Origin of the sequence: Lederbergia panacisoli (genome assembly GCF_024626525.1) — a bacterium.
In the GTDB taxonomy this organism is placed as follows: Bacteria; Bacillota; Bacilli; order Bacillales; family Bacillaceae_C; genus Lederbergia; species Lederbergia panacisoli.
In genome coordinates, this window is record NZ_JANJGU010000007.1 from 39,497 (window position 1) to 65,372 (window position 25,876).

The window sequence follows — 25,876 nt, forward strand, 5'->3', positions numbered from 1 at the left end:
AACCCGTTTATGTGATTGTCACTGCATTATATCCCCAATCGAAAGGCTTTAACTACAATCCCATCATCTGCCGGCACAAAATCATATTGTGGCAAGTGCTCAAAGCCGTGTTTAGTGTAAAGCTGGATCGCCTGTTTCATAAACTCTCCAGTATGTAGTCCAATAAATTTGTGATTTTTGGCTTTAGATCTTCTTATGCATTCAGCAATTAAGGCGGAAGCTATACCTTTGCCACGATTTTCAGGAGTAACGGCAAGCATTCGGATTTCTGGATAATCTAACTCTTCTACTTTACCCTCATATGCATCTGTTTTAGCAGGAAACAAGACGACACTACCGACTATTTTTTCATCCAGTTCACACACTATCAGTTCAACACCATCCTGGCGTTCAGCTTCTGAAGAAATAGCCTGCCTCAGCGCTTGCCAATGCGCAGCTGGAATTGCCGCTGAATGCTCCGCATAAGCAGCCACTCGTTGCTCGCGAATAAAATCTAATTCATCTAGTTTTGCATCACGAATTTTCATGTTTGATTCCCCCTACCCTTTTAGCAAAAACTTTTCTTTTTTATTGCTTAGTTCCGCGCGGTTATGTTCCGTATGCCATAATGATGTGTCTGGTCCTTTTGGAAGAATATTCACTTCTCCTTTTCCGGGATCAATCGTAATCGATAGGTAATAATGTCGCTTTATCGCATCAAAACCAGTTGTCTCACCAAACCCAACAGTCTGGTACAAATCACGCGCATATCCCCATAAGTTCGTAAACTCACGGATTAGATTTCGATTTGTTCGAAAGGCGGAATAGTAAGCGGCATCAAAGCGAACCAATGTCGTATATAAGGCACATCCGAATCGGTAATAAAATCCCCAAATAAGAAACGACTCTTTGATAGGCGTTCCTCTAATTCATCTAATCTAGCAAACAATGTACCGTAGGCTTGTTCATAGGCCTCCTGCGAACGGGCAAATCCACATTTGTACACTCCGTTGTTTACATCATGAAAAATAACCTCATTCAATGCGTCAATCTCTGCGCGCAAATCACTAGGATATAAATCTGGAGCATTTTCCTTATGGAAAGGAGCCCAGACTGTTTCAAAGTAGTTAGTGAGTTTAAAATAATCATTGTTTACTGCTTTTTTCGTTTCAAGATCCACCATCACTGGCACCGTTGGTCTCCCTGAATAATCAGGATCTGCATTCTTATAAACTTCACTAACATACTGAACACCAAGAACAGGATCCACTCCATGATCATCTAAGGAAAATTCCCAATCAACACGCTCTATTCTTGGCCTCATCGGACTTACTTTCCCTAAGCTAATTGCATTTTCCAATCCAAGAATTTTACGAACAATAACAGAGCGGTGTGCCCAAGGACATGCATCTGACCAAAGCAAGCGATAGCGTCCAGCCGCAACAGGCAGCTCATCAAAATTATTACCAAAAGGAGTTGTAAACCGATTCGTTTGCCGGGTGAAAGAACCGTCCGCTTTTATTTCAGCCGGCTTTTTGGATGAATGATTGCTAGATTCATTGGGAATTGCACAACTTATTGTATGATCTTTTTCTGTCATCTATCTCTCTCCCTCAAGACTTTAGTTAATACAAAGTAACTCCATGTGTTTAATGTAATTTAGCCATTCTCTACATCATACGTCAAGGGGAAAAGCTTATGACATTATGGTGCATAGGAGAGAAATCATTTTTTATATAGAACCTTTTTAGGATTCATGATTATAAAAGCCACCGTAACTTTGGATGATCAATTAACCCACCTTGGCCCCTTAATTTTACATTTATACAGGAGCTTTGGAAGCCCCTTCTGATTGCAAAATTGAAGTAGAAAGAGTTCCGAATCCGGAAAGGTCCTTGATGGACAAAAACATACACTTCTTCTAGCATTTGTCCAACATGCGGCTCTTGATGGACAAAATTACACCTTTCTTCCAGCATTTGTCCAACATCCGCTCCTTGGTGGACAAAATCTTGCTTTTCCTCATACAGTTGTCCATCATCCATTCACCGATAGACAAATCAGTGTATTCACCAAACATTTGCAACAGAGGTTAAACAAAATTAGAAAAAACGGTGAGGAAGATCCCCACCGCTTCAAAGGAATATTATTTTAATAATCTCAAACTATTCAATATAACCAGAATTGTACTTCCTTCGTGGCCAATGACTCCATATGGCAAATCCAACAGTTGTAAGAAGTTGGATAATATCAACAAGATGATGACTCCAATCGAAAAGACGATGTTTTGTTTAATGATACGGTTCATTCTTTTCGACAGGTGAACGGCATCGGATATCCTAGATAGGTCGTTTTTCATTAAGATCATATCCGCTGTTTCAAGCGCGACGTCGGTTCCATCTCCAACTGATATTCCTACATTCGCTGTTGCCAGTGCGGGTGCGTCATTGATTCCATCGCCAACCATTGCAACATTCCCATATTTCGCTTTTAATTGCTTAATGTGGTCTACTTTATTTTCGGGCAAACATTCAGCAATATACTCCTGAACGTGACTTTCAGAAGCGATGGCCTGAGCTGTTTGGGTATTGTCGCCCGTCAGCATGATCGTGTAGAGGCCTTGATTTTTTAATCGGTCGATAGCCTCCATCGATTCTGCTCGAACTAAGTCTTTCAAGGCAATCAAACCAACGAGTTCTTCGCCCCTTTGGATAAATACTACTGTTTTTCCTTCCTTGGCCAAATCTTTTGCTTTAAATTGCTTTGTTGCTTCTTCTTCTACAAAACCACTTTTTCCAATTTTCCATTCAGCTTGATTAATACTTGCCTTTACTCCCCAACCAGGTACATCTTCAATGCTATCTGGTTCTATGAATTTTTCCGACAATGTTTCTTGCGTGTATTTCACGATTGCATTCGCCAATGGATGATTCGAATGCCGTTCAATAGAGGCGGCAATTAGTAAAATCTCTCCTGATGAAAATCCGTCTTTAACGATGACATCTGTTACTTCAGGCTTACCGATTGTCAGTGTACCTGTTTTATCAAAAGCAATTGCTTGTAGATCACCCACTTGTTCAAGGTGAACTCCACCTTTAAAAAGGATGCCACGTCTTGCCCCATTGGAAATAGCGGACAAGGTTGCGGGCATAATAGATGCGACTAGAGCACATGGTGAAGCTACTACCAATAAAATCATCGCTCGATAAAAAGTCTCCGTCCAGCTCCACCCAAGGATGAAATGCGGTAGAAACATCATTAACGCGACAACAGCAAGCACGATTTTCACATATTTCCCTTCAAACCTCTCGATAAATAATTGAGATGGTGATTTTTCACTTTGTGCTGACTGTACTAATTCAATGATTTTTTGAAATAATGTTTCATCACTTGGCTTTGTAATCTTCACTGTTATTGAACCATTTAAATTAACCGTTCCTGCATAAACTTCATCATTTAGCCCTTTTGATACAGGAATTGATTCGCCCGTAATTGCAGCTTCATCTAATGTAGAAATGCCTTTAACAATTTCTCCATCAGAAGGAACTCTTTCACCTGGTTTAATCAAAATGAGATCACCAATTACAAGCTCAGAAACGTGTACACGCTCTTCATCGTCTCCCTCTATTCTCAAGGCCTCTTCTGGCTGCAGTTCCATTAAAGAAGAAATCTCTTTATGACTTTTATTCATCGTGTATGTTTCAAGTGCACCACTTACTGCAAAAATAAAAATTAAGATCGCACCTTCTGTCCAATAGCCGATAATAGCAGACCCAATAGCAGCCATTATCATCAACATCTCAACGTTTAGTTCTTTATTTTCAATCGTATCCTCTATACCCTCTTTTGCCTTGGCAAACCCGCCAATGACAAAAGCCAACAAATATAAAATAACCGATGATGCAGCAGAGCCGTTCTTATCCATTAACCAGCCAAGAAAAATGAGGACACCACATGCAATAGCAGCAATCAGTTCTACATTAATTTTAATTTTTTCTAAAAAACTGCTTTGCGTTACTGCCTTTTTGTTCTCTAAAAATTGGACATGTGCACCCACTTCGGCACCTCCCGAGTTTAAGCTCTGAAATTTACGAAAGCTAATTTATAATAATTATTATATGGATATTATAATAAACGGAACCAAGTAAGTCAAATTTAATTGAGAATTTTAATTTATAATTGAGAATGATTATTAATGTTATTTCGCGACGCTTTGCATGACAGTAAAGAGAACTAATCTAATTATTAATGATAATCATTATCAACCAAATTAAATTTGTTATTAAGTGATATTTATTAGCAATGCGATTCGTTCATCTCTTTATTTTAGGATTTATCCTTTTGACAATGAGTGGTATAGTGGTGGAAGAGATAATTTTTACAGTAAAGGGGTAAAGATGAAATGACAGATACAAAACTCGATGTAAGCGCTTATTTAAAACGAATCGGATACACCGGCCCAATAGATGGCAGCGCAAAAACACTTGCTAAAATACAAGAATGCCATCTTCATTCGGTTCCATATGAAAATTTCGATATTCTGAACCACATCCCACTTTCATTAGAAATCCCGGATTTATACGACAAAATCGTTACGCGTCATCGCGGTGGCTACTGCTTTGAGTTGAACGCTCTATTCAGCTGGCTATTAGAGGAATTGGGTTATAAGGTAACAAGCTTGTTCGCACGCTTCTGGCGCGATGAACCGAACGACCCTCCGAAAAGACGTCATCATGTTTTAAAGGTTGAGGCAGAAGGTAAGTTTTTCTTATGTGATGTAGGCGTTGGAGGAATCGTACCTCGCAGGCCTATTGAAATGGAGGAAGGTCTCGTACACGAGCAAGGTGATGAATCTTACAAACTTGAGATTGATCCTTATTTCGGATGGATGTTATTGGAGGAAAAACATGGAGAATGGAGACAACTTTATTCCTTTACGGAAGAACCCCAGCTCCCAAAGGATTTCATTATGGCTTCATTTTGGTGTGAAAATGCGCCAGACTCCATCTTCATCAATGATGCGATGGTTGCAGTCCGTACAGCTAAGGGACGAAATTCAGTAGACGGAAAAGAGTTTCGTATTTTTTCAAGCGATTCCGTACGAACCTTTACACCGGAAACTGAAGAGGAATACAAGAAAGCCTTAAAAACATATTTTGGTATTGTACTAGAATATTAACATGTCATAAACCTGAATAATGGGCGCGTTCCATTTTCAGGTTTTTTTAAAAGGGGGAAATATGAAAAGCGCTTGGATCGTGTCATTTATCCGCTTCCCGATGCTAATTATTTGTTTACTTGTTTTTTCGATTGTATTCATGTTATTAGGCCTAGACTTTCAATTCCCATTCCTAAATGACATTTCGCCTATATATTTTACTATTGTGAACGTCTTATGCTTTGGCCTTTTGTATCACTTATTGAAAAAAGATGGTCGTTCCCTTAAAGAATTGGTAGGCATCAAACGCGAGCGCTTATGGAAGGATATTCTGTTCGGTTTTTTATGGTTGTTTGTTTTGTATATACCTTTTCTACTAGCCGTAATTGTCACTATGGTTATTTTATTCGGTGCAGACTTTCACCTGCACTTTCAAACGGTGTTTACTGGCGATAGCATTTCCGCACGTCCCGATTGGTTATTATGGTTGTCCGCTAGCATTTCTCTTATTTTCCCTTTATTAAATGCGCCGATTGAAGAGTTGATGTATCGAGGATATGCGCAGCCCATTTTTCTTAAATCTTATCAAAAAATTGCACCCGCGATTGTCATCCCTTCTTTAGGGTTTGCCTTGCAGCATATCATGCTCGCACCTAGCTGGGAAGGAGCTGTTGTGTATTTTGTTGCGTTCTTCCTTTGGGGAATCGGCAGCGGCATTATTTATTACAAGCAGAAAAGATTATTCCCACTCATCATTTGTCATTTTATCGTGAACATCGCCTTTTCGGTTGTACCGATTATCTTCCTTATCACGAATTAAAGAGGTGAACGATATTTATAACTTTAGGCTTGATACAAGTAATATTGAAAACGACGACGATAAGCATGTGACTAGACAGAAACTAATTAAAAGTTCTTGGAATAACATTACAAACTACTTTTTAGAAAAAGGGGAAAGAATTAAGATAAAATATTGGCCAGGTGATGTCTCTAACGGTTATTCAGGATATGGGATAAATGAAATATATGAATCTGATAAAAATGCTTTACAAGAAATGGATACACACGATCTTCTTATCGTAAATGCAGAAATAAATATTGGCGTCAAAGAGCTTATCCAAAAAAGCATGCATGAAGATCACGTGTACATATCTCCTTTTTTCCATTTTGATATTATTGACGAAAAGGGTATATCCATTTTTTCATCACAAGATAATGGAGATAATACGTTAATATTTTTATCTAAAAAAGACATTGCAAGTATATACGATCCTTTAATAGTTAGTCTGCCGGAAATATGAAAGCAATACCTAGAATTAGGAGGGTATTCCTCGTTGAATCCAGTTCCATCTACCCAAAAAGTATAAATACCCTTCAGTGCAGGGGTGGTTACAATCCTGATTTTTGCTCCTCCTCCTTATCTATTCTTTATCCAACTCGCCTACAATTTTATGAATTTTATTATCAAATTCTACTTCCTTACTTAGGTCAAGTCCATGCACATAGAACAATAATGCATTCTTGGCTTCATAATAATTATATGAAACAATATTAAGGGTTGCAGTTTTATTGCGAAAATCATTTAAACCCTCTTCTCGTTTTTTAGTTGAATCATAGATAAAAATTAATAGTAGCTTGCCGCCCAATTCATAAGAAAAAGGTCTTATCCCATTAAGCTTCATACCAAAAATGTCGTCATTACTAACTTTAACTTCTTTAAGTGGCAATTTATGTTTTTCGAAAGCAGAAAGCACTTCTTCCAAAGCGATCATATTAGAATCTGTTGTATTGCAAGCAGTCAAAGTGAGAAATATTAACACAAAAATTAAAACTACTTTTTTCATTCATTATTCTCCTTTGAAAAACTTCGAAAAAGTTTTTTTCATTACTATCTGCAATTTATTTTTGCCTCTTGGATTTTACTAAATGATTGGAGTAATTTTTGATTTCTTCCCTCTAGTTTTGTGTTTATGTATTCCTGTTGTCTTAGATAGTTTCAAGAGGTGTCTGACTGAGTTTCTTTTGTTCTTCCAAGTATTTTTGCAGTTCGAGGCTTCATTAGCGTTCCGGTGCATCCATTATAAGTATTAGTTATATTTAGTCATGAATATGTCAGATCCAAGGGCATCTTCAATACCGTCTAATCGTTTGCCTTGTTTATATAAGTCCGTGGCATATAGCTTTCACCTAAGTTCTAATAGATGTTTTGGAAATATAATATTGTAATGTTAACGGAGGTTCTCTCCAATAAAATAAAAAATAATAATATGAATAGGGTAGAAGAAATAAAAGAAGTATTTCAATCCGGTGCCTCTTTTTCCATTGTAAAGTAGCAATAGAGGTAGTGAAGTAATCATTATCCATTGGTAATCAGCAAATGGAAACAATAACCATGAACTTGGATCCATCTTCCCTCCCCATTTAGAGTAAGCCAAATAGATAAATAAGGAAAACATGATAAAAGTTAAGGAAAGCGTCACTTTATTTTTGCTCCAATAAAGCAGGACCCCGAATATGACAAAGAAGATTCCACCTTCAACAAAAAGTAGATTTCCGAAAATAGCACTATAAAATGAATAGTCCCCACGATAAATAATCACTATAATCTCTGAAAAAAGGATACATAGAAAAGTGGAAATTATCTGCCATAAAACGAAGTATACATAAAGTTTCATCTTTCTTTTTTCTAATATGTGAATACAGACTACAGTTAAAAATAATGTTGCAAAGAAATTGTTTGTGATAAAGTTCCCTGAATCACTATAGAAACTGTTAATAATTAGATTAATAAAAGCCATCACAATGGATGCAACATATAAACGTAACATGTATTTCTTTTTATCAGAGGTTTTTCTATATCCAATTCCTACGAAATAAATAAATATGGGTGCAGCCGTCCTACCAATATATCTTAAATATTCCGGGGTGTTGGGGATGAATTGTCCTGTATGGTCTATAAACATTGAAACTACGGCAATAAGTTTAATAAAGGTAGCTGTCACTTGATTTGTCTCCACAATTCTAATAGAAAGATTATGTTTCACGCTTTGGATGTTCTAACGGATTGCTATAATAATAGTGGATACCATCAATGATATTCACATAGTCCATATTAAATAAATTGATATCGGTGATGACCTCAGACGAGTTCGTTGATATCGTATATTTAAAAGTCTTATCAATCTCTTTTAAACCGTTTTTACTTTTACGAAGGGTAGCATAAAAGATAGTATCATCATAGAAAAAAATATCCCTTATAATGAGTTGATCCTCTTCAATTGGAGTCTTCCAATTGTTGCTACGTTGTAACTAACCAACCTATAATTCGGATATGGATCCGTAGGGAAAAGGTAAAACTCACCATTGATAAAAGAACTAATAGGATTGACATCTTTCCCTAGGACGATAGGTTATAAATTTTCTGGAGATCGAAATAAACTGATCTTCAGTATCTACATAATAAATATTCTCATTGTAATAAGCAAAATGGTCTGAATTTACATTAGATGCGACCAACCTCTTATTCGTACCATTTGTTGTGATAGCATATATTTTCCGGGTGCCCACCACCTGGTCTTCCGGGAGCTCAAGTGTATAATAAATTGAATCTTTTACAACAATGAATTATACTTCTCTTCAGTTTTAATATCATTTGTGCATAAACACCCCCCTTGCTAATCTTGAACAAAAACAAAATTCACTCTATTCTAATTTTAAGCTATAACAGGAGAAGGGACTAGCGCATTTATCCGTAATCGAAAATTCATTCCTTAACTGTCGAGCGAGAAGAAATAAAGCTCAAAAAAAAGATCGCAAGGTGCATCCCTCACGATCTTTTCTCTTAAAAATACCGTTCAATATCAAAATCCTTCAAAGTTGAATATACAACATCTGCATTCGTCAAATCTTTTTCTTGACCAACACCTATCGCGAGCATGCCCGCAATCTTAGCAGCTTCCAATCCAGCTTGTGAATCTTCAAAAACGACACACTCATCATAAGAAATGCCCAGCGTTTCAGCTCCAAGTGTAAATACTTCAGGATCCGGCTTCGCTTTCGATACGGAGTTTCCGTCAACAATTACATCAAAATACTCTTCAATCCCAACGTTTTTTAAAATGATTTGTGCATTTTTACTTGCTGAGCCGAGGGCGACTTTGATTCCCTTTTGTTTTAACTCTTGCAATAACGAGAGGGCGCCGTCCAATATTTCCGATTCATCGATATTGGAAATATATTCGACATAACGATTGTTTTTTTCAGTCGCCATTTTCACTTTTTCTTCTTCCGTAAAAGCGTCTTTCAGATTGCCAACTTCTAATAAAATATCTAAAGAAGTCATTCTTGAGACTCCTTTAAGCATTTCATTATGCTCAATGGTAAATTCAAAGCCTAGCTTTTCAGCTAGTTCTTTCCAAGCAAGATAGTGATATCGCGCTGTATCGACAAGCACACCGTCTAAGTCAAAGATTGCACATTTATTAGACATGACTCTTCTCCTCCAACGGAATGACGAGGCTATCTTTTAATTCGTACGCTTTGCCATACACACGAATTGTTTTCTCGCTTCCCTTTTGTAATGAGAATGTACAATTGTCACCTTCGATTTTCACAAAAATCACACTGTCTTCAAAACGGACTTTAAAGTTGTAGCCTGTCCATTTTTTCGGAAGAGCTGGAGCAAAATGCAAGCCATCTTCTTTGATGCGCAAACCACCGAAACCATAGACAATCGCCATATAGTTTCCACCCATATTCGCAGTATGGATGCCGTCTTTCGTATTTTTATGAGTATTAAATAAATCGAGTTTAGCAGATTCACCAAAATACTCATACGCTTTGTCATATTGTTTTAATTTCGACGCCACAATACTGTATATGCAAGTAGATAGCGATGAATCATGCGTCGTGATTTTTTCATAATAAGCAAAGGAATTTTCAATTGTATTTAAACTTTGGGCATCTTCTAAAATAAAGTGCGCCAACACGGTATCAGCCTGCTTACAAACTTGATGGCGATATAAATGAAGCGGATGATAATGTAAAAGCAGTGGGTACTTATCTTTTGGCGTATTTTCGAAATCCCATACTTTCTTGGATAAGAATGAATCATCTTGAGGATTGATATCCAATTCCTCATTGTAAGGCAAGTATATTTGTTCGGCTGCCCGTTTAAACGATTCAATTTCACTGTGTTCCAACCCGATTTTTTCAAACACGGATGTAAGATTTTGCGACTCTAAAAGCTCGAAAAATTTCACAGCCCATTTCAAGTTATGTTGAGCTAATGTATTCGTGTAGTAGTTATTGTTCACAACACACGTATATTCATCAGGACCTGTAACATTGTGAATCATAAATTTGCCGTCATGGAAATGACCAACATCAAGCCAAAGTCTTGCTGTTTCAAATAAAACTTCCGCACCTTTTTCGGCGATAAAATCAAGATCCTTTGTGACTAAATAATAATTAATAATCGAATAAGCGATGTCGCCATTTATATGATATTGAGCGGAGCCAGAAGGATAATAGCCAGAGCATTCTTTCCCCATGATTGTTCTCCACGGATATAATGCACCTTTAGTGTGGCCCATGATTTTCGCATGTTCCCTTGCAAAATCCAAAATATTGTATCGATATTCAATCAAATTTTTCACAATATCAGGCTGCGTCAATAAGAAGAACGGCTGGATATACATTTCTGTATCCCAGAAATAGTGGCCTTCATACCCTTCACCACTAAGCCCTTTTGCCGCGACATTACTGAATCGATCCTTCCCAACAGATTGCAGTAATTGATAGAGATTATAGTAAATGGCCATGCTTAACTCATCGTCGCCTTCTACATCTACACTCGCGTTTTCCCAGTAGTTCGCTAAAAATTCTTCCTGCTCTTCATACAAGCTAGCTAACGTTTTAGCTGTTGCTTCACGCATCAATTTTAATGCCTGCTCATCTCCATTTTCGGAGCGAATGGAGTCAAATAAAATAGTAAATTTAGTAAGCGAAATCGTTTCGACTTGGTCAATCTTTGTTGTGATTTCACACTCTATCGAATGAGGATGTACATGTTGCTGCACGTCCCCCTCTTTAGATAATTCATTTTTCACAGCTGACCAAACACGCAAGTTAGATTTTGATGTTTTTGACGCAATGATAGATACACCATCTTGAACGTCCGCATTTTCTACATGAATGTGTTGAAAGCTTTCCGCAGCTACACGCGGATCATTAGGATTAAAGTAATTTTGCACATTACCAATATGAGTAGAAATGAATTTTACTTCACCTGAAAAATTCTTGGCTGTCACTTGATAATCAATTGTAAACAGGGGTAGCATCGTAAAGGACGCCATTCTTGTAATGACAATTTCCACTTCACGATTATTAGGCGAACGCCAAAGAGTCGTTCTTTTCGTGATCCCTTTTCTCATGTCCAAAGTTCTTGAGCTTTTCAACACAGTCCCTTGAAACAAGCTAAACTCTTCACCATCAATCACCAGCTTGATTCCTTGTGTATCAACGATATTCACCATTGTTTGCTTTTCTTCCACAAAACCATATAGCTTTTCAGCTTGTTTCATTTCTGCAAAATCGTAGAATCCGTTTATATACATACCCCGAATTGAATTGTAATCCTCTGGGTAACCTTCTTCATAATTTGAACGTACACCTAGATACCCATTTGCATTATGAAATAATGTTTCATGAAGCATTAAGTCGTCATTATCAGTACTAAGATCATTTATTTCAAACAAATACTTATTCATGATGACAAACCCTTTCGGCTATATTATTTGACACTTCCGGATGCAACGCCCTTAATAATATGCTTTTGAGCTAATGCATAGAAAATGACAACCGGAATGATTGTTAATGTAAGTCCCGCCATCGCTAGATTCCACTGGATTGTAAACTGTCCAAAGAAGGAGGCAGTAGAAAGCGGGATTGTCCGTAAAGCGCGATCTGAAAGAACGAGAGATGGCAGCAAGTAATCGTTCCAAATCCATATTACGTCTAAAATAATGACTGTAACGGTAATCGGCTTAAGCAGCGGGAACACAATTCTCCAAAAGATTCCAAACTTAGAGGCGCCATCTAAAAGTGCAGCTTCTTCCAACGATATAGGTATCGATTTGATGAAACCGTGGTATAAGAAAACAGCCATGCTCGCACCAAAGCCAATATACATGAAAATAAGTCCACCATGAGTATTCAGCATTGGAATCCCTAATACATCACGGAATTTCCCCATAAATTGCATTAACGGCATCATAAGCGTTTGGAAAGGAATAAGCATTGTAGCTACAAAAGTCATAAAGATAAACTTACTAAGCTTATCGTCTGTCCTTACTAACATCCACGCTGTCATGGACGAGAATAATACAATGAGCAAACAAGATACAACAGTGATGAACAAGGAATTAAAAAACGACTGTAGAAAGTCCATTTTTTCCATTGCGTCAACATAATATTTAAAATCAAATGACGAAGGAAAAGCTAAAGTATTTTGGTATAATTCGGCACGGTTTTTGAAAGAGTTGACCAACATAATATAAATAGGTGACAAGTAGACAAGTCCGAGGGCAATGACGAAGAAATTTAATAAAAACCTCCCTATTTTTTTCATTACATTTCAACCTCTTTCTTTTTCGTAATAGCCACCTGCGTCAAAGTAATGGCTGCGACTAGTATGAAGAAAATAATCGCTTTAGACTGACCATAACCAAAGTTGTTATATCCAAATATTTCATTATATATATTCATAGCTAACAATTCTGTAGAATTATTAGGTCCACCGCCCGTTAATGAGAGGTTTACGTCGAATATTTTAAAAGAATTAGATACAGTCAAAAATAAACAAATCGTAAACGCTGGCATCAACAATGGGAAAGTGATTTTCGTAAGCTTCTGCCAGAAATTAGCTCCATCCACCTTCGCAGCTTCCATAACATCTTCTGGTATAGAACCGATTCCTGCGATATAGATGATCATTACATACCCAGCCATTTGCCATGTAAACACAATTACCATAGCATATAAAGAATATTTAGGATCTATCATCCAGTTGAAGAAAATGGATTTGAATCCTGTTACTTCGCCAATTACTAGGAACGCATCAGAAAATATAAACTTCCAAATATAACCTAGAATCAGACCGCCAATGAGATTTGGCATGAAAAACATCGAACGGGCTACATTTCGCACCCGTAATTTTGTAGTTACGAGTAAAGCAAAACCGAGACCGATAACATTTATTGCGATAAGCGCCATAACTGTAAACTTAGTCGTAACCCAAGCAGATGCGAGAAAACGCTCTTCCCCAAACAACTTGGCGTAATTTTCAAATCCAACAAAGATCTTCGGGTTTGCCGGAATGCCATCCCAACTAAAAAAGGAATAGTAGATTCCAATAAAAAATGGAATAATGACAACAGTCACAAAAACAAACAGTGTCGGAACCGTAAATAAAGCAAACCACGCCTTATCTTTTCTTCGTTTCATATTAACCCTTCTTTCAGTTTTACATAGGAATGAGTCTCGTTCATGTAGGCATTTCTCAAATATTATTGTTACATGACGTACATCTAAATAATGAAAAAATAGATTTTTCGATTTTTCCATAAAAACAAATATTTAATTGAGAAAAGAGCTACAAGCTTCATAAGAATCGCTAAACTTCCATATTAGGCGTAAAAGCCGGCTTTTGGGCTTTTACAAATCAACAAACTTTTAAAATTATAGCCTTCATGTAAAAAGCCTAACATCATTTTTCACTATACTCGATGTTAGGCTTTTTTATTTTTTCTAGGTCAACTCTTACTTCGTAGCGTTAGCCCATGCTTTATCAAGGGACTCTATAAATTGTTGTCCAGTCATATCTTTATTAATAAAGAATTCTTGTGTTGCTGGAGCAAGGTCAGCATCTACAATTCCTGCTGGCCATAGATTAAATGTCCAAGGGATAGATTTCCCAGAGTTAGATGCTTCTAATAGATCTGATGATAGTGGATCTAAATCTTTTGCTTCAATATTTGTCATTGCTGGAATGAATCCAAATTCTTCAACTATATATTTTTGTCCTGTTTCACTAGTTGTCATCCAGTTCAAGAAATCCAATGCTGCGTCGATTTCTTTTTGGTCCGCATCCGCATTCACTGCCCAGTAACTTGGAACACCAACAGCAATCTTATCATTGCCCATTAGCGGTAATGGAAGCATTCCCATTTCAAAACCTAAGTCACCATAATCTTTAAACATTCCGTATGCCCAGTTTCCTTGGTGTATCATAGCTGTTTTTCCTGTTGCAAAATCCCCAATTTGTTTATCGTAATTATACTCAAGTGGGTTATATGATTCTGCTCTGATGGATTCCATGAATTTCGCAAACTCTTGGAATTCTTTTGTATCAGCCATTTTCACTTCGCCATTATTAAGCTTTTCAATAAAAGCTGCTGGGTCATCTAATAGAGCGAAAGGTGTATTTAAAATATGAGCTATTAAGAAATAAGCTTCTTGTGATAATCCAAGTCCGTTAATACCATCAGCTTTAAGATCTGTTAATGTTTTATTGAAGGAATCATAATCTTTTACGTCTTCAGGTTTCACTAAGCTCTTGTTGTAGACAAGTCCGTACCCTTCAATCCCGTATGGAAGTCCAACTTTTTTACCATCAATCACTAATTCTTGATCAGCAGCTACATTTTTCATGAAATCTTGATTGCTTAAATCATATTCGTATGACTTAAGTTGCTCTCCCTCAGTCGCTCCGCCCAATGTAAATATGGATGGACCTTGTTTGCTGGAAAGTTTTGTTTTCAACTGTTGGAAATAATCGTCACCAGTTGTTTCCCAAATCTCAACTTTAACGCCTTTTTCTTTTTCATATTCCTTAGCAAGTGCTTTCATTTGGTCTGTAATTTCAACCTTTGACTGGAAAATAACAATCTTTTCTCCAGCTTTAGAACTTTTTCCACCACAGCCTGCCAATAAGACCATTGACATTAGTAGAAGGATAGAGATTAAACTAAACGCCTTTTTCATTTATGTGTCCTCCTTTTTAATAAAACGTTATACCTATATTTTAAGTCTTGTCATGAAAAAGTCAACAAATTTTATGATTTCATTTTTTTTACTAGGATTTATACGGGTTTTTAATAAAATATATGCCTGAAAATAAAAATATAGGTAAACTTTTATCAAAAAGACGATTTGTTTCTAATTTATTTTACTGAATTTCTCCACTTCATTTTAGCCGATATCTTGAAAATATCTTTATTGGCTGTTCCTCTTATCATTTCCACTAATTCTTTTGCGGCTAAATACCCACTCTCATACCGTGGAATCGATACAGTAGTTATTCCATATGTTTCTGCAATGCTAGAATCATCGAATCCCGTAACAGAAATATCCTCTGGTACTGAATAATTGCTTTCTTTCAAAGCCTTTATAGCACCAACCGCCATATTGTCATTTGCACAAACTAACACTTCTGGAAGTTTATTGCTTAAGGTTAAAATATTGGCAGCGCGGAACCCACTTTCCTCGGTAAAATCACCAAAATAATAGTTGGTCCTCTGAAAGCTAATATTATTTTTTTCCAGCGTATCCTTAAATGCTTGAAAACGCTCTTGATGATCAAGCGAGCTTTCGATTCCTCCAATATAACCAAAATCACGAAACCCTTTATCGATAAGGGATTGGACAAGCTCACACATAACTGTATAGTTTTCAACAATTACACTTTTAATGTAATCATTATCAACAATCCTATCCATTACAACAATTGGAAACTGTTCATCCGCAACAGAGGCAAGGAATTCATTGTCCATTTTTTTGTCCAGCACAATCGCTCCACCAGCAAAATTATTTCGCATGAAATTTTTACTGGAGCTTGTCGTACAAACAATTAAATCAAAGCCATTTTCAGAAAGATAATCATTTATCCCTTTTATAATCTTTAAATAAAACGACCTTTCAAAATCGCTAAAATTGAAGACAATGGTGTTCGTTTTTCCGGACTTTAAACTTTTTCCCATGAGATTAGGCTGGTAACCCATCTCTTCACATATTTGCAATACTCGTTCTCTCGTTTCCTTGCCGACATTTTTCCGACCATTGATCACATTTGAAACGGTAGAAACTGAAACTCCCGCCATTTTAGCAATTTCCTTTATACCAACCACATCCATACCCCTCGCTTTGAGATATTTTCTGTATTCAGTAAAACACAAAACGTTTATTTTGTAAAATTTACTTTTTATTTTAGTAAAATGGACTCGTCCATAAATGGCGAGTCCATTCTCACACTCATTTTCTTAGTTCAAACTCCTCAAATATATCCATATCGCTATTCGACCCAATGTAAATTTTAAATTTGCCATTTTCACTTTCAAATTTCATGTCTGCTGTATAAAATCTTAACATTTCTTCTGTTATGGTAAATTCAATTGTTTTCGATTCACCTGGTTGAAGTTCTACTTTTTTGAGTCCTTTTAATTCTTTTACAGGTCTAACAACACTGCCAGCCAAATCTTGAATATATAATTGCACTGTCTCTTTTCCAGCATATTTACCGGTATTTTTTACCGTAATGGAAGCTGTTAATTTTCCGGTATTCGTTAGCACTTTATTATCAAGGGCAAAGTCAAAGAATTCAAATTCCGTATATGATAAACCATAGCCGAAAGGAAATAATGGCTCATTCGGAATATCAGTATATCTTGATTGGAACCTGTGGCCCGCTTCACCTTTTTTCAGTGGCCGCCCTGTGTTAAAGGAATTATAGTAAACAGGAATTTGACCAACACTATGCGGAAAGCTCATCGATAATTTCCCTGAAGGATTTACATCATTAAAAAGAATATCTGCAACCCCGTTACCGCCCTCTGTTCCAGGGAACCAAGCTTCTACAATCGCATTTGCCTTCTCATTTATTTCTTTTAAATCAAGCGGTCTTCCGTTAAATAGCACAACTACAATATTTGGGTTGACCTCGTACACTTTCCTAAATAAATCAAGTTGAATTTCAGGCAATGTAATCGCAGCCCGGCTTCCACCCTCTCCACTTTGGATAAAATGCTCACCTAGCGCCATTACGACGACATCAGATTTTTTTGCAAGCTCCACCGCTTCTTGTAAATCCGCCTTTGCCGCCTCCGGATTGAATTCCTTTTCTTCCACCTCATGCGCGAATCCACTAATTTTCGTATCAGGGTCTAAAATCTCAGTTCCTTTTGCAAAACCTACTTTAGAACCATCAACTTTTTCTGACACAGCCTGTTTTAGTGTCACTACTTGATCCGAGTCCCCATGGATGGACCATAAGCCGCTGAGCGCTTTACTATCTACATACGGTCCGATAAAGGCGATGCTTTGATTATTTTTACTTAAAGGTAGAGCACCTTCATTTTTTAAAAGGACAAGTGATTCACTCACTATTTTTCTCGCTAAATTGCGGTGTTCATCACTTAGAATGATTTCCTTTTCTTTTTCCTCATCAGCGAAACGATATGGATTTTCAAAAAGCCCTAATTGATTTTTCAGCTGAAGGACGCGCATGACTGATTCATCAATCAATTGCTCCGATACTTTTCTCTCATCGACTAACTTTTTCAAATTATGAACGTATACAGGTGTGACCATATCGATATCCACGCCTGCTTCAATCGCAAGTTTCGCCGCCTCTTCCCCATCTTCCGCAACACCATGTGCCATCAACTCTGCTATTGCTGCATAATCTGAAATGAGCACTCCTTCAAAGCCCCACTCATCCCTTAAAAGATCTTTCATAAGCCACTTATTTCCTGTTGCAGGAATCCCGTCAACTGTATTAAAAGCCGTCATCACCATGGCACATCCTGCATCAAGTGTTGCTTTATATGCCGGTAAATATTGTTCTCTTAATGTTCTTTCGGACATATCAACCGTATTATAATCCCGCCCGCCTTCAGCAGCTCCATATGCCGCGAAGTGTTTTACACAAGCTGCAAGTGTTCCTTCTTCTGATAAAGACTCGCCTTGGTAGCCTTGCACCATTGCTGCCCCAAGAAGTCCATTCAAATAGGCATCTTCCCCTGTTGACTCCATTACCCTTCCCCAACGAGGGTCTCTAACTAAATCAACCATTGGCGAAAATGTAATATGTAAACCTGCAGCGGCTGATTCCTTTGCCGCAACCGCAGCGCTTTCTTGTACTAGATCTGGATTGAATGTACTGCCAAGTCCGAGCGGAATCGGAAAAATAGTTTTATAGCCATTAATAATATCTGCCATAAACAGCAACGGGATTTTATGGCGATTCTTTTCCATATATTCTGTCTGAATTTGCTTTAGTTTTTTTGCGCCTAATACGTTTAAAATCGATCCCGTATTATTAACAGTGTCTTCTTCAAACTTCATGTAACTTGACGGACCCGTGCTAATATCGGAACCTTTATAATAATCCCCCGTCAACTGCAGCAACTGATCAATTTTTTCTTCCAATGTCATTTTTGCCAAAAGTTCTTCTAATGCAGATTGATTCATTGTTTAATCTCCTTATCTTTGAAAGCATTTATTCTATTTCCAAAATATTTATGATTTCATTAACTGTTTTAGCTTGGACCATTTTTTCAATATTATTTGAATCTGAGCAAACTACAGCAATTTTAGATAAGATCTCAAGATGGGCCCCGTCTTTTCCAGCAATTCCAAAAATCAAATAGGCTTTTTTACCGTTGAAATCAACTCCCTTAGGCACTTGAATGAATATAATTCCGGAATGGATAACATCTTTCTTTGCTTCTTCTGTTCCATGCGGGATTGCGACACCTCGCCCCATATACGTTGAAATCATTTCATCTCTTTCAATCATGGTTTCAATATAGCTAACATTAACGTAACCCGCTTTGACTAAGGCGTTGCCTGCAAAACGAATCGCCTCTTCTTTATTAGTAAAATTTTGATATAGAAATATGTTTTCCTTAAGAAGGATGGGCGGACAATTTTCTACTAACATATGCAATTCCTTTCTAGACGTTTTCAGTATGGGAACGGAGATAAAAAAGGATACAATACCTGCAACAGCTATCCCTCCGATGTTTGCTATATATGCACTCGTATGATGTGGACTCAACGCCATGATCGATAGAAAGCTGCCAGGCGAAACAGGGCTGAATAATCCTCCATCCATAAAAGTAAATGTTGCAACTCCACATATCCCACCGATGATGACTGCCAATATTAGCAATGGACGCATTAAAATATAAGGAAAATATATTTCATGGATTCCACCGAAAAATTGAATGAGTGCCGCTCCTGGTGCCGTACGTTTTGCCGTTTCTTCCCCAAAAATACTGTAGGCAAGTAAAACACCAACCCCTGGTCCCGGATTTGCTTCGAGAAGAAAAAGGACGGATTTTCCAGTTTCAACAGCTTGTTCAATCCCAATCGGCAATATCATTCCATGATTTAGTGCATTATTTAAGAATAATAGTTTAGCGGGCTCTATCAAAATACTTGTAAAAGGAAGTAGTCCATTTTCGCTCATCCAATATATCCCACTCGTAAGCGCTTTTGTTAAAGATGATACAATAGGACCTACCGCAAGAAATCCTACAATCGTAAGCAATCCAATTATGATGGTCACTGTGAAACTTTGAACAAGCGTTTCAAAACCTAAATTAATCTTTCTTTCAATAATCCGATCGGTTTTTTTCAGAGAATAAGCGGCAATCGGACCTATGACCATGGCTCCAAGAATCATCGGAATATCGGAACTCACAATTACACCGACCGTCGCAATCGAACCAACTACAGCGCCACGTTGATCATATACTAATTTACCACCTGTATATCCTATTAAAAGCGGCAGTAAATAAATGATCATTTTATCAGCTATATTAGCAAGGCTTTCATTTGGAAAAAGTCCTGTTGGCACAAACAATGCTGCAAATAAGCCCCAGATAATAAAGGCTGATATATTCGGTATGACCATAGAACTTAGAAAGTTTCCTAACTTTTGGATTTTCATCTTTAATTGTTGACTCATTTACCACTTTCCTCCATCATACTTTACACCTACAATGTTAAAGTAGAAACCTTTATCTATCAATACCGATTTTATTATCTCAACTACAGATTTCATTAAATTACATTCTTCTACCTAAATCAATGACAATATAGATTATTAAGATCCCTTTTCGGGTATGTATTACAACATGGAAAAACTGATAATATCCCTATAGAGATAGTCCCAATATCGTGCTATTCTAAAGTGTGCGGTTATTTTTCCACCAGTGGAGGAAAGTGTTATGAAATTAAATCATTTACGAATTTTGCCAATACTTCTATTAGCCATTTTTATTATCTTTCAAAGTGGATGTAGCTTTATAAATAGAGGAAATATCGATCGTTCAAATCTTGCTTCTAATGAAAATGGCGGTACTAAACTGTCAGAAACGATAATGGATCAAGAAAAGTCTACCGTGGAAAACCCACTACAGGAAGAAAAAAAGGAAGATAGAACCGAAAACTCTAAAGCTGGAAATCAGATAAAGCAAGTTAGTGAGATTGAAAGCCAAACAGAAGAGACCAGTGATTTCCAAGTTGGAAAACAGGATAATCGAAATGAAAAGCAAACAGAGGAAATAGCAGTTGAATCGAAGGAAAACCGAGTCGTTTCTAAAGCGCCCAAGGCGGAAAAATTAGGTCAGTCAAAAAAAACGAGTGAAGATGCCATCCAGGTTGTAGGTCAGCCCGAGGTCATTACCGTACTCGTCAATAAACAGAATAAACTTCCGGACCATTACGCCCCGAAAGATTTAGTCTACCCTAATGTCCGGTTCATTTTTAGCGGCAATCCTGAAAAAAAGAAAATGCGTAAAGAAGCTGCAAGAGCTTTAGAAAAAATGTTCGCAGGAGCTGAAAAAAACGGAATCCTTTTAGCCGGAGCATCGGGATATCGTTCCCAAGCTACTCAGGAAATACTTTACAATAGCTATGTGAGAAGAGACGGAAAAGCAGCAGCTGATCGATATAGTGCGATTCCTAGCCATAGTGAGCACCAGACCGGTTTGGCAATGGATATTTCAGGCATTAACGGAAAATGCGCTGCAATGGACTGCTTCGGAGGTTCACCTGAGGCTGATTGGCTGGCGGAGCATTCACACGAATACGGATTTATCGTTCGCTACCCAAAAGGAAAAGAACATATTACCGGATATCAATATGAGCCGTGGCATATGCGTTATATCGGTATAGAAATTGCAAAGGAAATTTTTGAAAAAGACATTACTTTAGAAGAATATTTTGACGAAGCTATTCCGATTAACGCAGGTAAATAGAGTGCAAAAGCAGATCTTGGGTAGCATCCCTGATCTGCTTTTACTTATTTATTTTCGATTAAGCCTATTCCGATTCCTGTTGGGTCCACTAAATAACTAAATAAAAACGATCAAATTCCATCTTATCCCGAACAATCATCGCTCCATATTCCACTGCCTTGGCGATAGATTGATCAATCGAGTCTACCTCGATATGAATTCTTGTACCAAATGGATAATCATTTGGACCTTTAGCAATCCCTCCGTTAATTCCAGTATATGCATAACTGCCAGTAGTGACAGATCGATAATCCCAATGCGGTTCAGCGACTTTCCACCCGAATACATTAGAATAAAACTCCGCAGCTTTTTCAGGATGTTGACTATTTAGTTCAAATCCAATTACTTTACCCATTTTGATCACCTACTTCCATTTAGAGTTCATCAGTTAGATTTTCTCCATCAACCTTAAGAATTCCTCCCAAATTAAAGATAGGCAATGTACAATGCTACTCGGATAAGAATGTCGGAAATTTTAATATTTGTGCTGAATATGTCGAATTCAATTATTTTAATGTATCAAAATTTTCGCTGCCAATAATAAATGGACTCCCCATAAAACCAGAGAGTCCATTTTTTTGATAAGTGGTCAGCCCTTGAAAAAAGGCGCTTGTAAAAAAAGTAAATAACAAAGAAGAAAAAATAACGGGCCTACCAAAAATGGATTTTGAAGAATGTTAATTAAGAAGTTTCGTTTTTTCATGTATGTAAAAACCTCAAAAAGGATCATCAAACTAATAAATACGACTATTGTAAACATAATCATAATGATACGATCCCAGTCTATCGGACTTAGCATAACGCCAAGCATAGCTCCCATCATCCCCGCCATAATGCCAGACAATAATCCTTCAAATACAGCTAGAAAAGAAAAGAATATACCTATAATAATTCCAATGACGGATCCGACTCCCATCCCGATTACCGTTGCCAATAACATATTGTCTTGAAATAATATCCCCATTAACGTTCCCGCAAATAGGCCGATTCCCATCGAAATGGACATCGTAAACAACATTCCGTGCATGCTGCTTACTTTTTTTCTAACAATAAAAGCTGAAATACCAGTACCAGCCGAAATGGCAAACAAAAGAAAACACAGTAGTATTAAGGAATTAGACATCCGTATCATCTCCGGCGTTTTTGTACAAGTATATGATTCGCCGGACTGAATCTGCACAATAAATTAATTAGAATAGACGCTTTTTTATTTAATCCAGTCATAAGGTGTATATGAGGTTAAAAAGTATAATAGGTTATACATTCTGTACGTTAGTTAAAGATCGCAAAGCGTTTTTCAAACTTTTTTCAACTAAAATTCCATCAAAGTTAATTCCTAAATGAACGATAGCTTGAGCTATTTCGGGACGCAATCCTGTTAAAATAGTCTCGACTCCAATTAATTTCAGTGAATTAGTAACTTGAAAGAGTTCGTTGGCGACCATAGTATCCATCATAGGGACTCCGGATAAATCGATGATTAAAAACTGATTTTCCAAATCGGCACAACTATTTAATGTGTTTTCTTTTAATATTTTCGCACGATGGGTATCAAGATCCCCGATTAAGGGAAGGATCGCAATTTCATCAGTAAGTGACACAACAGGTACAGAATATTCTTGTATCGCTTTTTGAGCTAGTTCTAATGTTTTTCTATGATTTTCTACAAATGATATACTAAAAATATACCCGGCGTGATCGATAAGAGGATCGATAATACGGTTTACAACAATAACGTCTTCGCCCTTTATATTATATTCCTTTATGATCTCTATTGCCATATCCCAAAGCACTGTTCTCCAAGACGTCAAAGTCTTTAAGGCTTCATCGAGCGAAAGTTGAAAATCTACAGCTACCGTCCCTGATACTGTTGCCCATTGTGTGATATTGTCCCACACGGATTCCATATCATTTTTCTTAACAGCTTCACCTAGAAATACCAAAAACTCCGCTCGCCATTTATGTAGTTCTTTCATTTGTTCATGGTCCATAAATGAATCCACAAAACTTTTATCGAATATTTCATTTAAACGTACAGCTGCTGGATAACTATTTTCGATAATATAATCGCCGAATAGTATGTTAAAACTCTTTTTCTCTTCCAAGGTTCAGACCTCCCACCCTTTTAAAATAAATGTATCATATTAATTGAAAATAATAGAGGTACTTTTGTAGCTGCCAATAGCATCATTTCTTATTACTGGTGGTTATCTCGACTTTTTTGGCTACCATTTTAGATTATTAGTATTCACTCTTACAAAAAAACAGCCCTGTAACAAATCACAGGACTGCATATTTTTATTTTCAATAGATACTTTTATTATATCGTCACTGCACTTGGATGATCATCTTTTACAATATCAAGCGACGCTGCTCTAGCATTTATTTCAACTTGCTCAGGGCTCTTACAGCCAGGGATAACCGTTGTAACTGCTGGATGTTGTAGGCACCATGCCAAAGCCCATTCAGCCATGTTGACTCCTTCAGGCACCTCGTTTTGTTGAATTTCTTCAACAAGGCGAAGCTTTTCATCCACTTCTTCGCGATTGCGACCTTTTCTTACATTGTCACTAAAAACAGTCCCTGGCTTGTATTTACCACTTAGAAATCCGCTGGCCAAAGGAACACGAGCTAGCACGCCTAAGTCTTGCTCAATACAAGAAGGAAATACTTCCTTTTCAGGAACTTGGTCAATTCTGTTATACACAACTTGAATTGCTTTCGCATTAAGCTCAGTTGCTTTTGATGTTTGATAGATATTCGCATTGCTGCCAATCGAAATCCCTAAGTTTCTAATCTTCCCAGCCTGTACTTGCTTGTCCAACATCGTCCACAATTCATCATTATCAAAATCTTCATCTGATCCAGAATGGAATTGATAAAGATCAATGTAATCAGTCTGTAAAGCCTTAAGAGATTCTTCTAATTGTACGCGAACCGCATCCACACTCCACGCATTTTCCCAATGGTCATGCCATTTGTGGCCAAACTTGGAAGCGACTACCCAATCTTCGCGTCGGTCACGTTTAAGGAAATCGCCAATAAAACGCTCAGACATATGATGAGGGCCATAACATTCAGCCGTATCAATCAAGTTAATGCCTAACTCTTTAGCACGTGTCAGAATGGCATCTGCTTCATCTTGATTAAAATCCTTACCCCAGTCACCACCGAATTGCCAAGTACCTACTCCAACAACAGAAACATTTAGATCTGTTTTTCCTAAGCGCCTATACTTCATAAAATGACACTCCTAGACTCATATTTTGGTAATGCTTTCATACTTCATTTATACCATATTATCAGGTCTTTTCACTAGTTTTAGATATTGACATTTAATTTTCCACTTGACTAAAGCTTGCTTCATAAAGTCGTTTCGTCTCCGAAAAGCGTTCGAATGAGTCTTTCGTTCCCATGACGACTGAAATTAGCCGAATATCATTTCTTTCTACCGTCCCAGTAAAACAATATCCCGCTTCATCTGTAAAACCTGTTTTAAGTCCGTCCACTCCCTCGAAACGAACGTGTACATTGTTTCCTTGCAGCATTCCATTTGTATTTATGTAGGTTTGACCGCCAAATGTAAAATTTGGTAATGATGATATTTCAAGGATTTCAGGAAATTGTGTAATCAACGCTTTCGTTAAAATCGTTAAATCCCTTGCCGACAATTCATTTGCATCTTGTCGACCGCCAGTTGAGTAAAATTCACCAAGATCTTCATTGTTTAAGCCCGTACTGTTTACAAACGTTGAATTTTTCAATCCAAGTTCTTTTGCTTTTTCATTCATTTTTTGAACAAAGTTCTTCTCACTGCCTGAAACAACCTCTGCTAAAGCAATCGTTGCACCGTTCGCAGATTGAATGGCCATCGCATTATACAAATCACGAATTGTATAATGTTGGTCTTTTTTTAAATATACAGAAGCAAAACCTGGTGTATTGGAAATGGTATATGCATAATCACTGACTTTCACCGATTGATTCCAGTCAAGTTTATCTTCCTTCATGGCCTCTAACACTAAATACTCCGTCATCATTTTCGACATACTCGCAGCAGGAAAAGGTTCGTCGCTATTTTTTTCAAAAAGTATATTTCCATCCCGGGTATCAATCAACATTGCTGATTCTGCATTAATATCGATTTCCTTTAACGGATGAATGACTTTTATTGTAAATTCCTTTGGATTAACCTCATGCTGCTGTAACGGTAAAAGACTGACAGGCAACTGCGTATTTGATTCTTTTGCAAATTTTATAAATATGGCGATTACAATTATGATAATAAGCAAGATTAATATCATAATTTTTTTAGATAGCTTCATAATTCCTCCAACATACAGATTATTATATTTAATATAGCAAAGATTTCTTT

21 protein-coding genes and 2 pseudogenes are annotated in these 25,876 nt (G+C 37.1%); 4 read left to right on the forward strand and 19 right to left on the reverse strand.

The genetic code is table 11. From position 1 onward, the window contains the following. Positions 1-26: 26 nt before the first annotated feature. The 4 genes and pseudogenes from NQ185_RS11280 to NQ185_RS11295 all read right to left on the reverse strand — a co-directional run bounded on the left by NQ185_RS11280 (position 27) and on the right by NQ185_RS11295 (position 4,036). A complete protein-coding gene (locus NQ185_RS11280) occupies positions 27-527 on the reverse strand; it encodes a GNAT family N-acetyltransferase (RefSeq protein ID WP_257581891.1) in 501 nt (166 codons plus the stop codon). Positions 528-539: 12 nt separating this feature from the next. Further along, positions 540-1,579, reverse strand: a pseudogene (locus NQ185_RS11285) (glutathione S-transferase family protein). A 160-nt stretch (positions 1,580-1,739) separates the two neighbouring features. Further along, on the reverse strand, positions 1,740-2,024 hold the full coding sequence (locus tag NQ185_RS11290; protein WP_257581893.1) for a hypothetical protein: 285 nt from the start codon (positions 2,022-2,024) through the stop codon (positions 1,740-1,742). A gap of 101 nt (positions 2,025-2,125) precedes the next feature. Next, positions 2,126-4,036 (reverse strand): heavy metal translocating P-type ATPase, encoded by a 1,911-nt coding sequence (locus NQ185_RS11295; RefSeq protein WP_308784495.1) that lies wholly within the window; start codon positions 4,034-4,036, stop codon positions 2,126-2,128. A gap of 345 nt (positions 4,037-4,381) precedes the next feature. Here NQ185_RS11295 and NQ185_RS11300 point away from each other — a divergent pair, with 345 nt between their 5' ends. From NQ185_RS11300 to NQ185_RS11310, 3 genes are all read left to right on the forward strand, one after another. Beyond that, positions 4,382-5,158, forward strand: coding sequence for an arylamine N-acetyltransferase family protein (locus NQ185_RS11300; protein WP_257581894.1), 777 nt, complete (start codon positions 4,382-4,384; stop codon positions 5,156-5,158). A 61-nt stretch (positions 5,159-5,219) separates the two neighbouring features. Then, entirely contained in the window at positions 5,220-5,957 is a 738-nt protein-coding gene (locus tag NQ185_RS11305) for a CPBP family intramembrane glutamic endopeptidase (protein WP_257581896.1), read from the forward strand. Positions 5,958-5,961: 4 nt separating this feature from the next. Continuing rightward, entirely contained in the window at positions 5,962-6,438 is a 477-nt protein-coding gene (locus tag NQ185_RS11310; RefSeq protein WP_257581897.1) for a hypothetical protein, read from the forward strand. Between the two features lie 120 nt (positions 6,439-6,558). Here NQ185_RS11310 and NQ185_RS11315 read toward each other — a convergent pair whose 3' ends face one another. The 10 genes from NQ185_RS11315 to NQ185_RS11360 all read right to left on the reverse strand — a co-directional run bounded on the left by NQ185_RS11315 (position 6,559) and on the right by NQ185_RS11360 (position 20,168). After that, positions 6,559-6,981: a hypothetical protein gene (locus NQ185_RS11315; RefSeq protein ID WP_257581898.1), complete on the reverse strand. Its 423-nt coding sequence runs from the start codon at positions 6,979-6,981 to the stop codon at positions 6,559-6,561. Between the two features lie 384 nt (positions 6,982-7,365). Further along, positions 7,366-8,139 carry a TraX family protein gene (locus NQ185_RS11320; protein WP_257581900.1) on the reverse strand — a complete coding sequence of 258 codons (774 nt, stop codon included), beginning with the start codon at positions 8,137-8,139 and terminating at the stop codon, positions 7,366-7,368. 839 nt (positions 8,140-8,978) lie between these two features. Next, positions 8,979-9,626: a beta-phosphoglucomutase gene (pgmB, locus tag NQ185_RS11325; protein WP_257581901.1), complete on the reverse strand. Its 648-nt coding sequence runs from the start codon at positions 9,624-9,626 to the stop codon at positions 8,979-8,981. Continuing rightward, positions 9,619-11,907 carry a glycoside hydrolase family 65 protein gene (locus tag NQ185_RS11330; protein ID WP_257581902.1) on the reverse strand — a complete coding sequence of 763 codons (2,289 nt, stop codon included), beginning with the start codon at positions 11,905-11,907 and terminating at the stop codon, positions 9,619-9,621. Before NQ185_RS11330 ends, pgmB begins: the two co-directional genes overlap by 8 nt. A 23-nt stretch (positions 11,908-11,930) precedes the next feature. After that, positions 11,931-12,767 (reverse strand): carbohydrate ABC transporter permease, encoded by an 837-nt coding sequence (locus NQ185_RS11335; RefSeq protein ID WP_257581904.1) that lies wholly within the window; start codon positions 12,765-12,767, stop codon positions 11,931-11,933. Next, on the reverse strand, positions 12,767-13,642 hold the full coding sequence (locus tag NQ185_RS11340) for a carbohydrate ABC transporter permease (RefSeq protein WP_257581905.1): 876 nt from the start codon (positions 13,640-13,642) through the stop codon (positions 12,767-12,769). Before NQ185_RS11340 ends, NQ185_RS11335 begins: the two co-directional genes overlap by 1 nt. Before the next feature lie 315 nt (positions 13,643-13,957). Next, on the reverse strand, positions 13,958-15,181 hold the full coding sequence (locus NQ185_RS11345; protein WP_257581907.1) for a sugar ABC transporter substrate-binding protein: 1,224 nt from the start codon (positions 15,179-15,181) through the stop codon (positions 13,958-13,960). Positions 15,182-15,360: 179 nt separating this feature from the next. Continuing rightward, positions 15,361-16,371 (reverse strand): LacI family DNA-binding transcriptional regulator, encoded by a 1,011-nt coding sequence (locus NQ185_RS11350; protein WP_257581909.1) that lies wholly within the window; start codon positions 16,369-16,371, stop codon positions 15,361-15,363. Positions 16,372-16,447: 76 nt separating this feature from the next. Then, positions 16,448-18,664 carry a beta-glucosidase BglX gene (bglX, locus tag NQ185_RS11355; RefSeq protein ID WP_257581910.1) on the reverse strand — a complete coding sequence of 739 codons (2,217 nt, stop codon included), beginning with the start codon at positions 18,662-18,664 and terminating at the stop codon, positions 16,448-16,450. 28 nt (positions 18,665-18,692) lie between these two features. Next, positions 18,693-20,168 carry a PTS sugar transporter subunit IIA gene (locus tag NQ185_RS11360; RefSeq protein ID WP_257581911.1) on the reverse strand — a complete coding sequence of 492 codons (1,476 nt, stop codon included), beginning with the start codon at positions 20,166-20,168 and terminating at the stop codon, positions 18,693-18,695. Positions 20,169-20,430: 262 nt separating this feature from the next. On the opposite strand from NQ185_RS11360, the gene NQ185_RS11365 reads away from it, so the two are divergent. Next, positions 20,431-21,462, forward strand: coding sequence for a M15 family metallopeptidase (locus tag NQ185_RS11365; protein WP_257581912.1), 1,032 nt, complete (start codon positions 20,431-20,433; stop codon positions 21,460-21,462). A gap of 44 nt (positions 21,463-21,506) precedes the next feature. Here the strand turns inward: NQ185_RS11365 and NQ185_RS11370 are convergent. From NQ185_RS11370 to NQ185_RS11390, 5 genes and pseudogenes are all read right to left on the reverse strand, one after another. Beyond that, positions 21,507-21,856 (reverse strand): annotated as a pseudogene (locus NQ185_RS11370) (VOC family protein). A gap of 234 nt (positions 21,857-22,090) precedes the next feature. Next, on the reverse strand, positions 22,091-22,624 hold the full coding sequence (locus tag NQ185_RS11375; RefSeq protein WP_257581913.1) for a hypothetical protein: 534 nt from the start codon (positions 22,622-22,624) through the stop codon (positions 22,091-22,093). 133 nt (positions 22,625-22,757) lie between these two features. Next, positions 22,758-23,606 carry an STAS domain-containing protein gene (locus NQ185_RS11380; protein WP_257581915.1) on the reverse strand — a complete coding sequence of 283 codons (849 nt, stop codon included), beginning with the start codon at positions 23,604-23,606 and terminating at the stop codon, positions 22,758-22,760. Between the two features lie 215 nt (positions 23,607-23,821). Beyond that, positions 23,822-24,742, reverse strand: coding sequence for an aldo/keto reductase (locus NQ185_RS11385; RefSeq protein ID WP_257581916.1), 921 nt, complete (start codon positions 24,740-24,742; stop codon positions 23,822-23,824). Positions 24,743-24,836: 94 nt separating this feature from the next. Continuing rightward, on the reverse strand, positions 24,837-25,826 hold the full coding sequence (locus tag NQ185_RS11390; protein WP_257581917.1) for a D-alanyl-D-alanine carboxypeptidase family protein: 990 nt from the start codon (positions 25,824-25,826) through the stop codon (positions 24,837-24,839). Positions 25,827-25,876 lie beyond the last annotated feature (50 nt).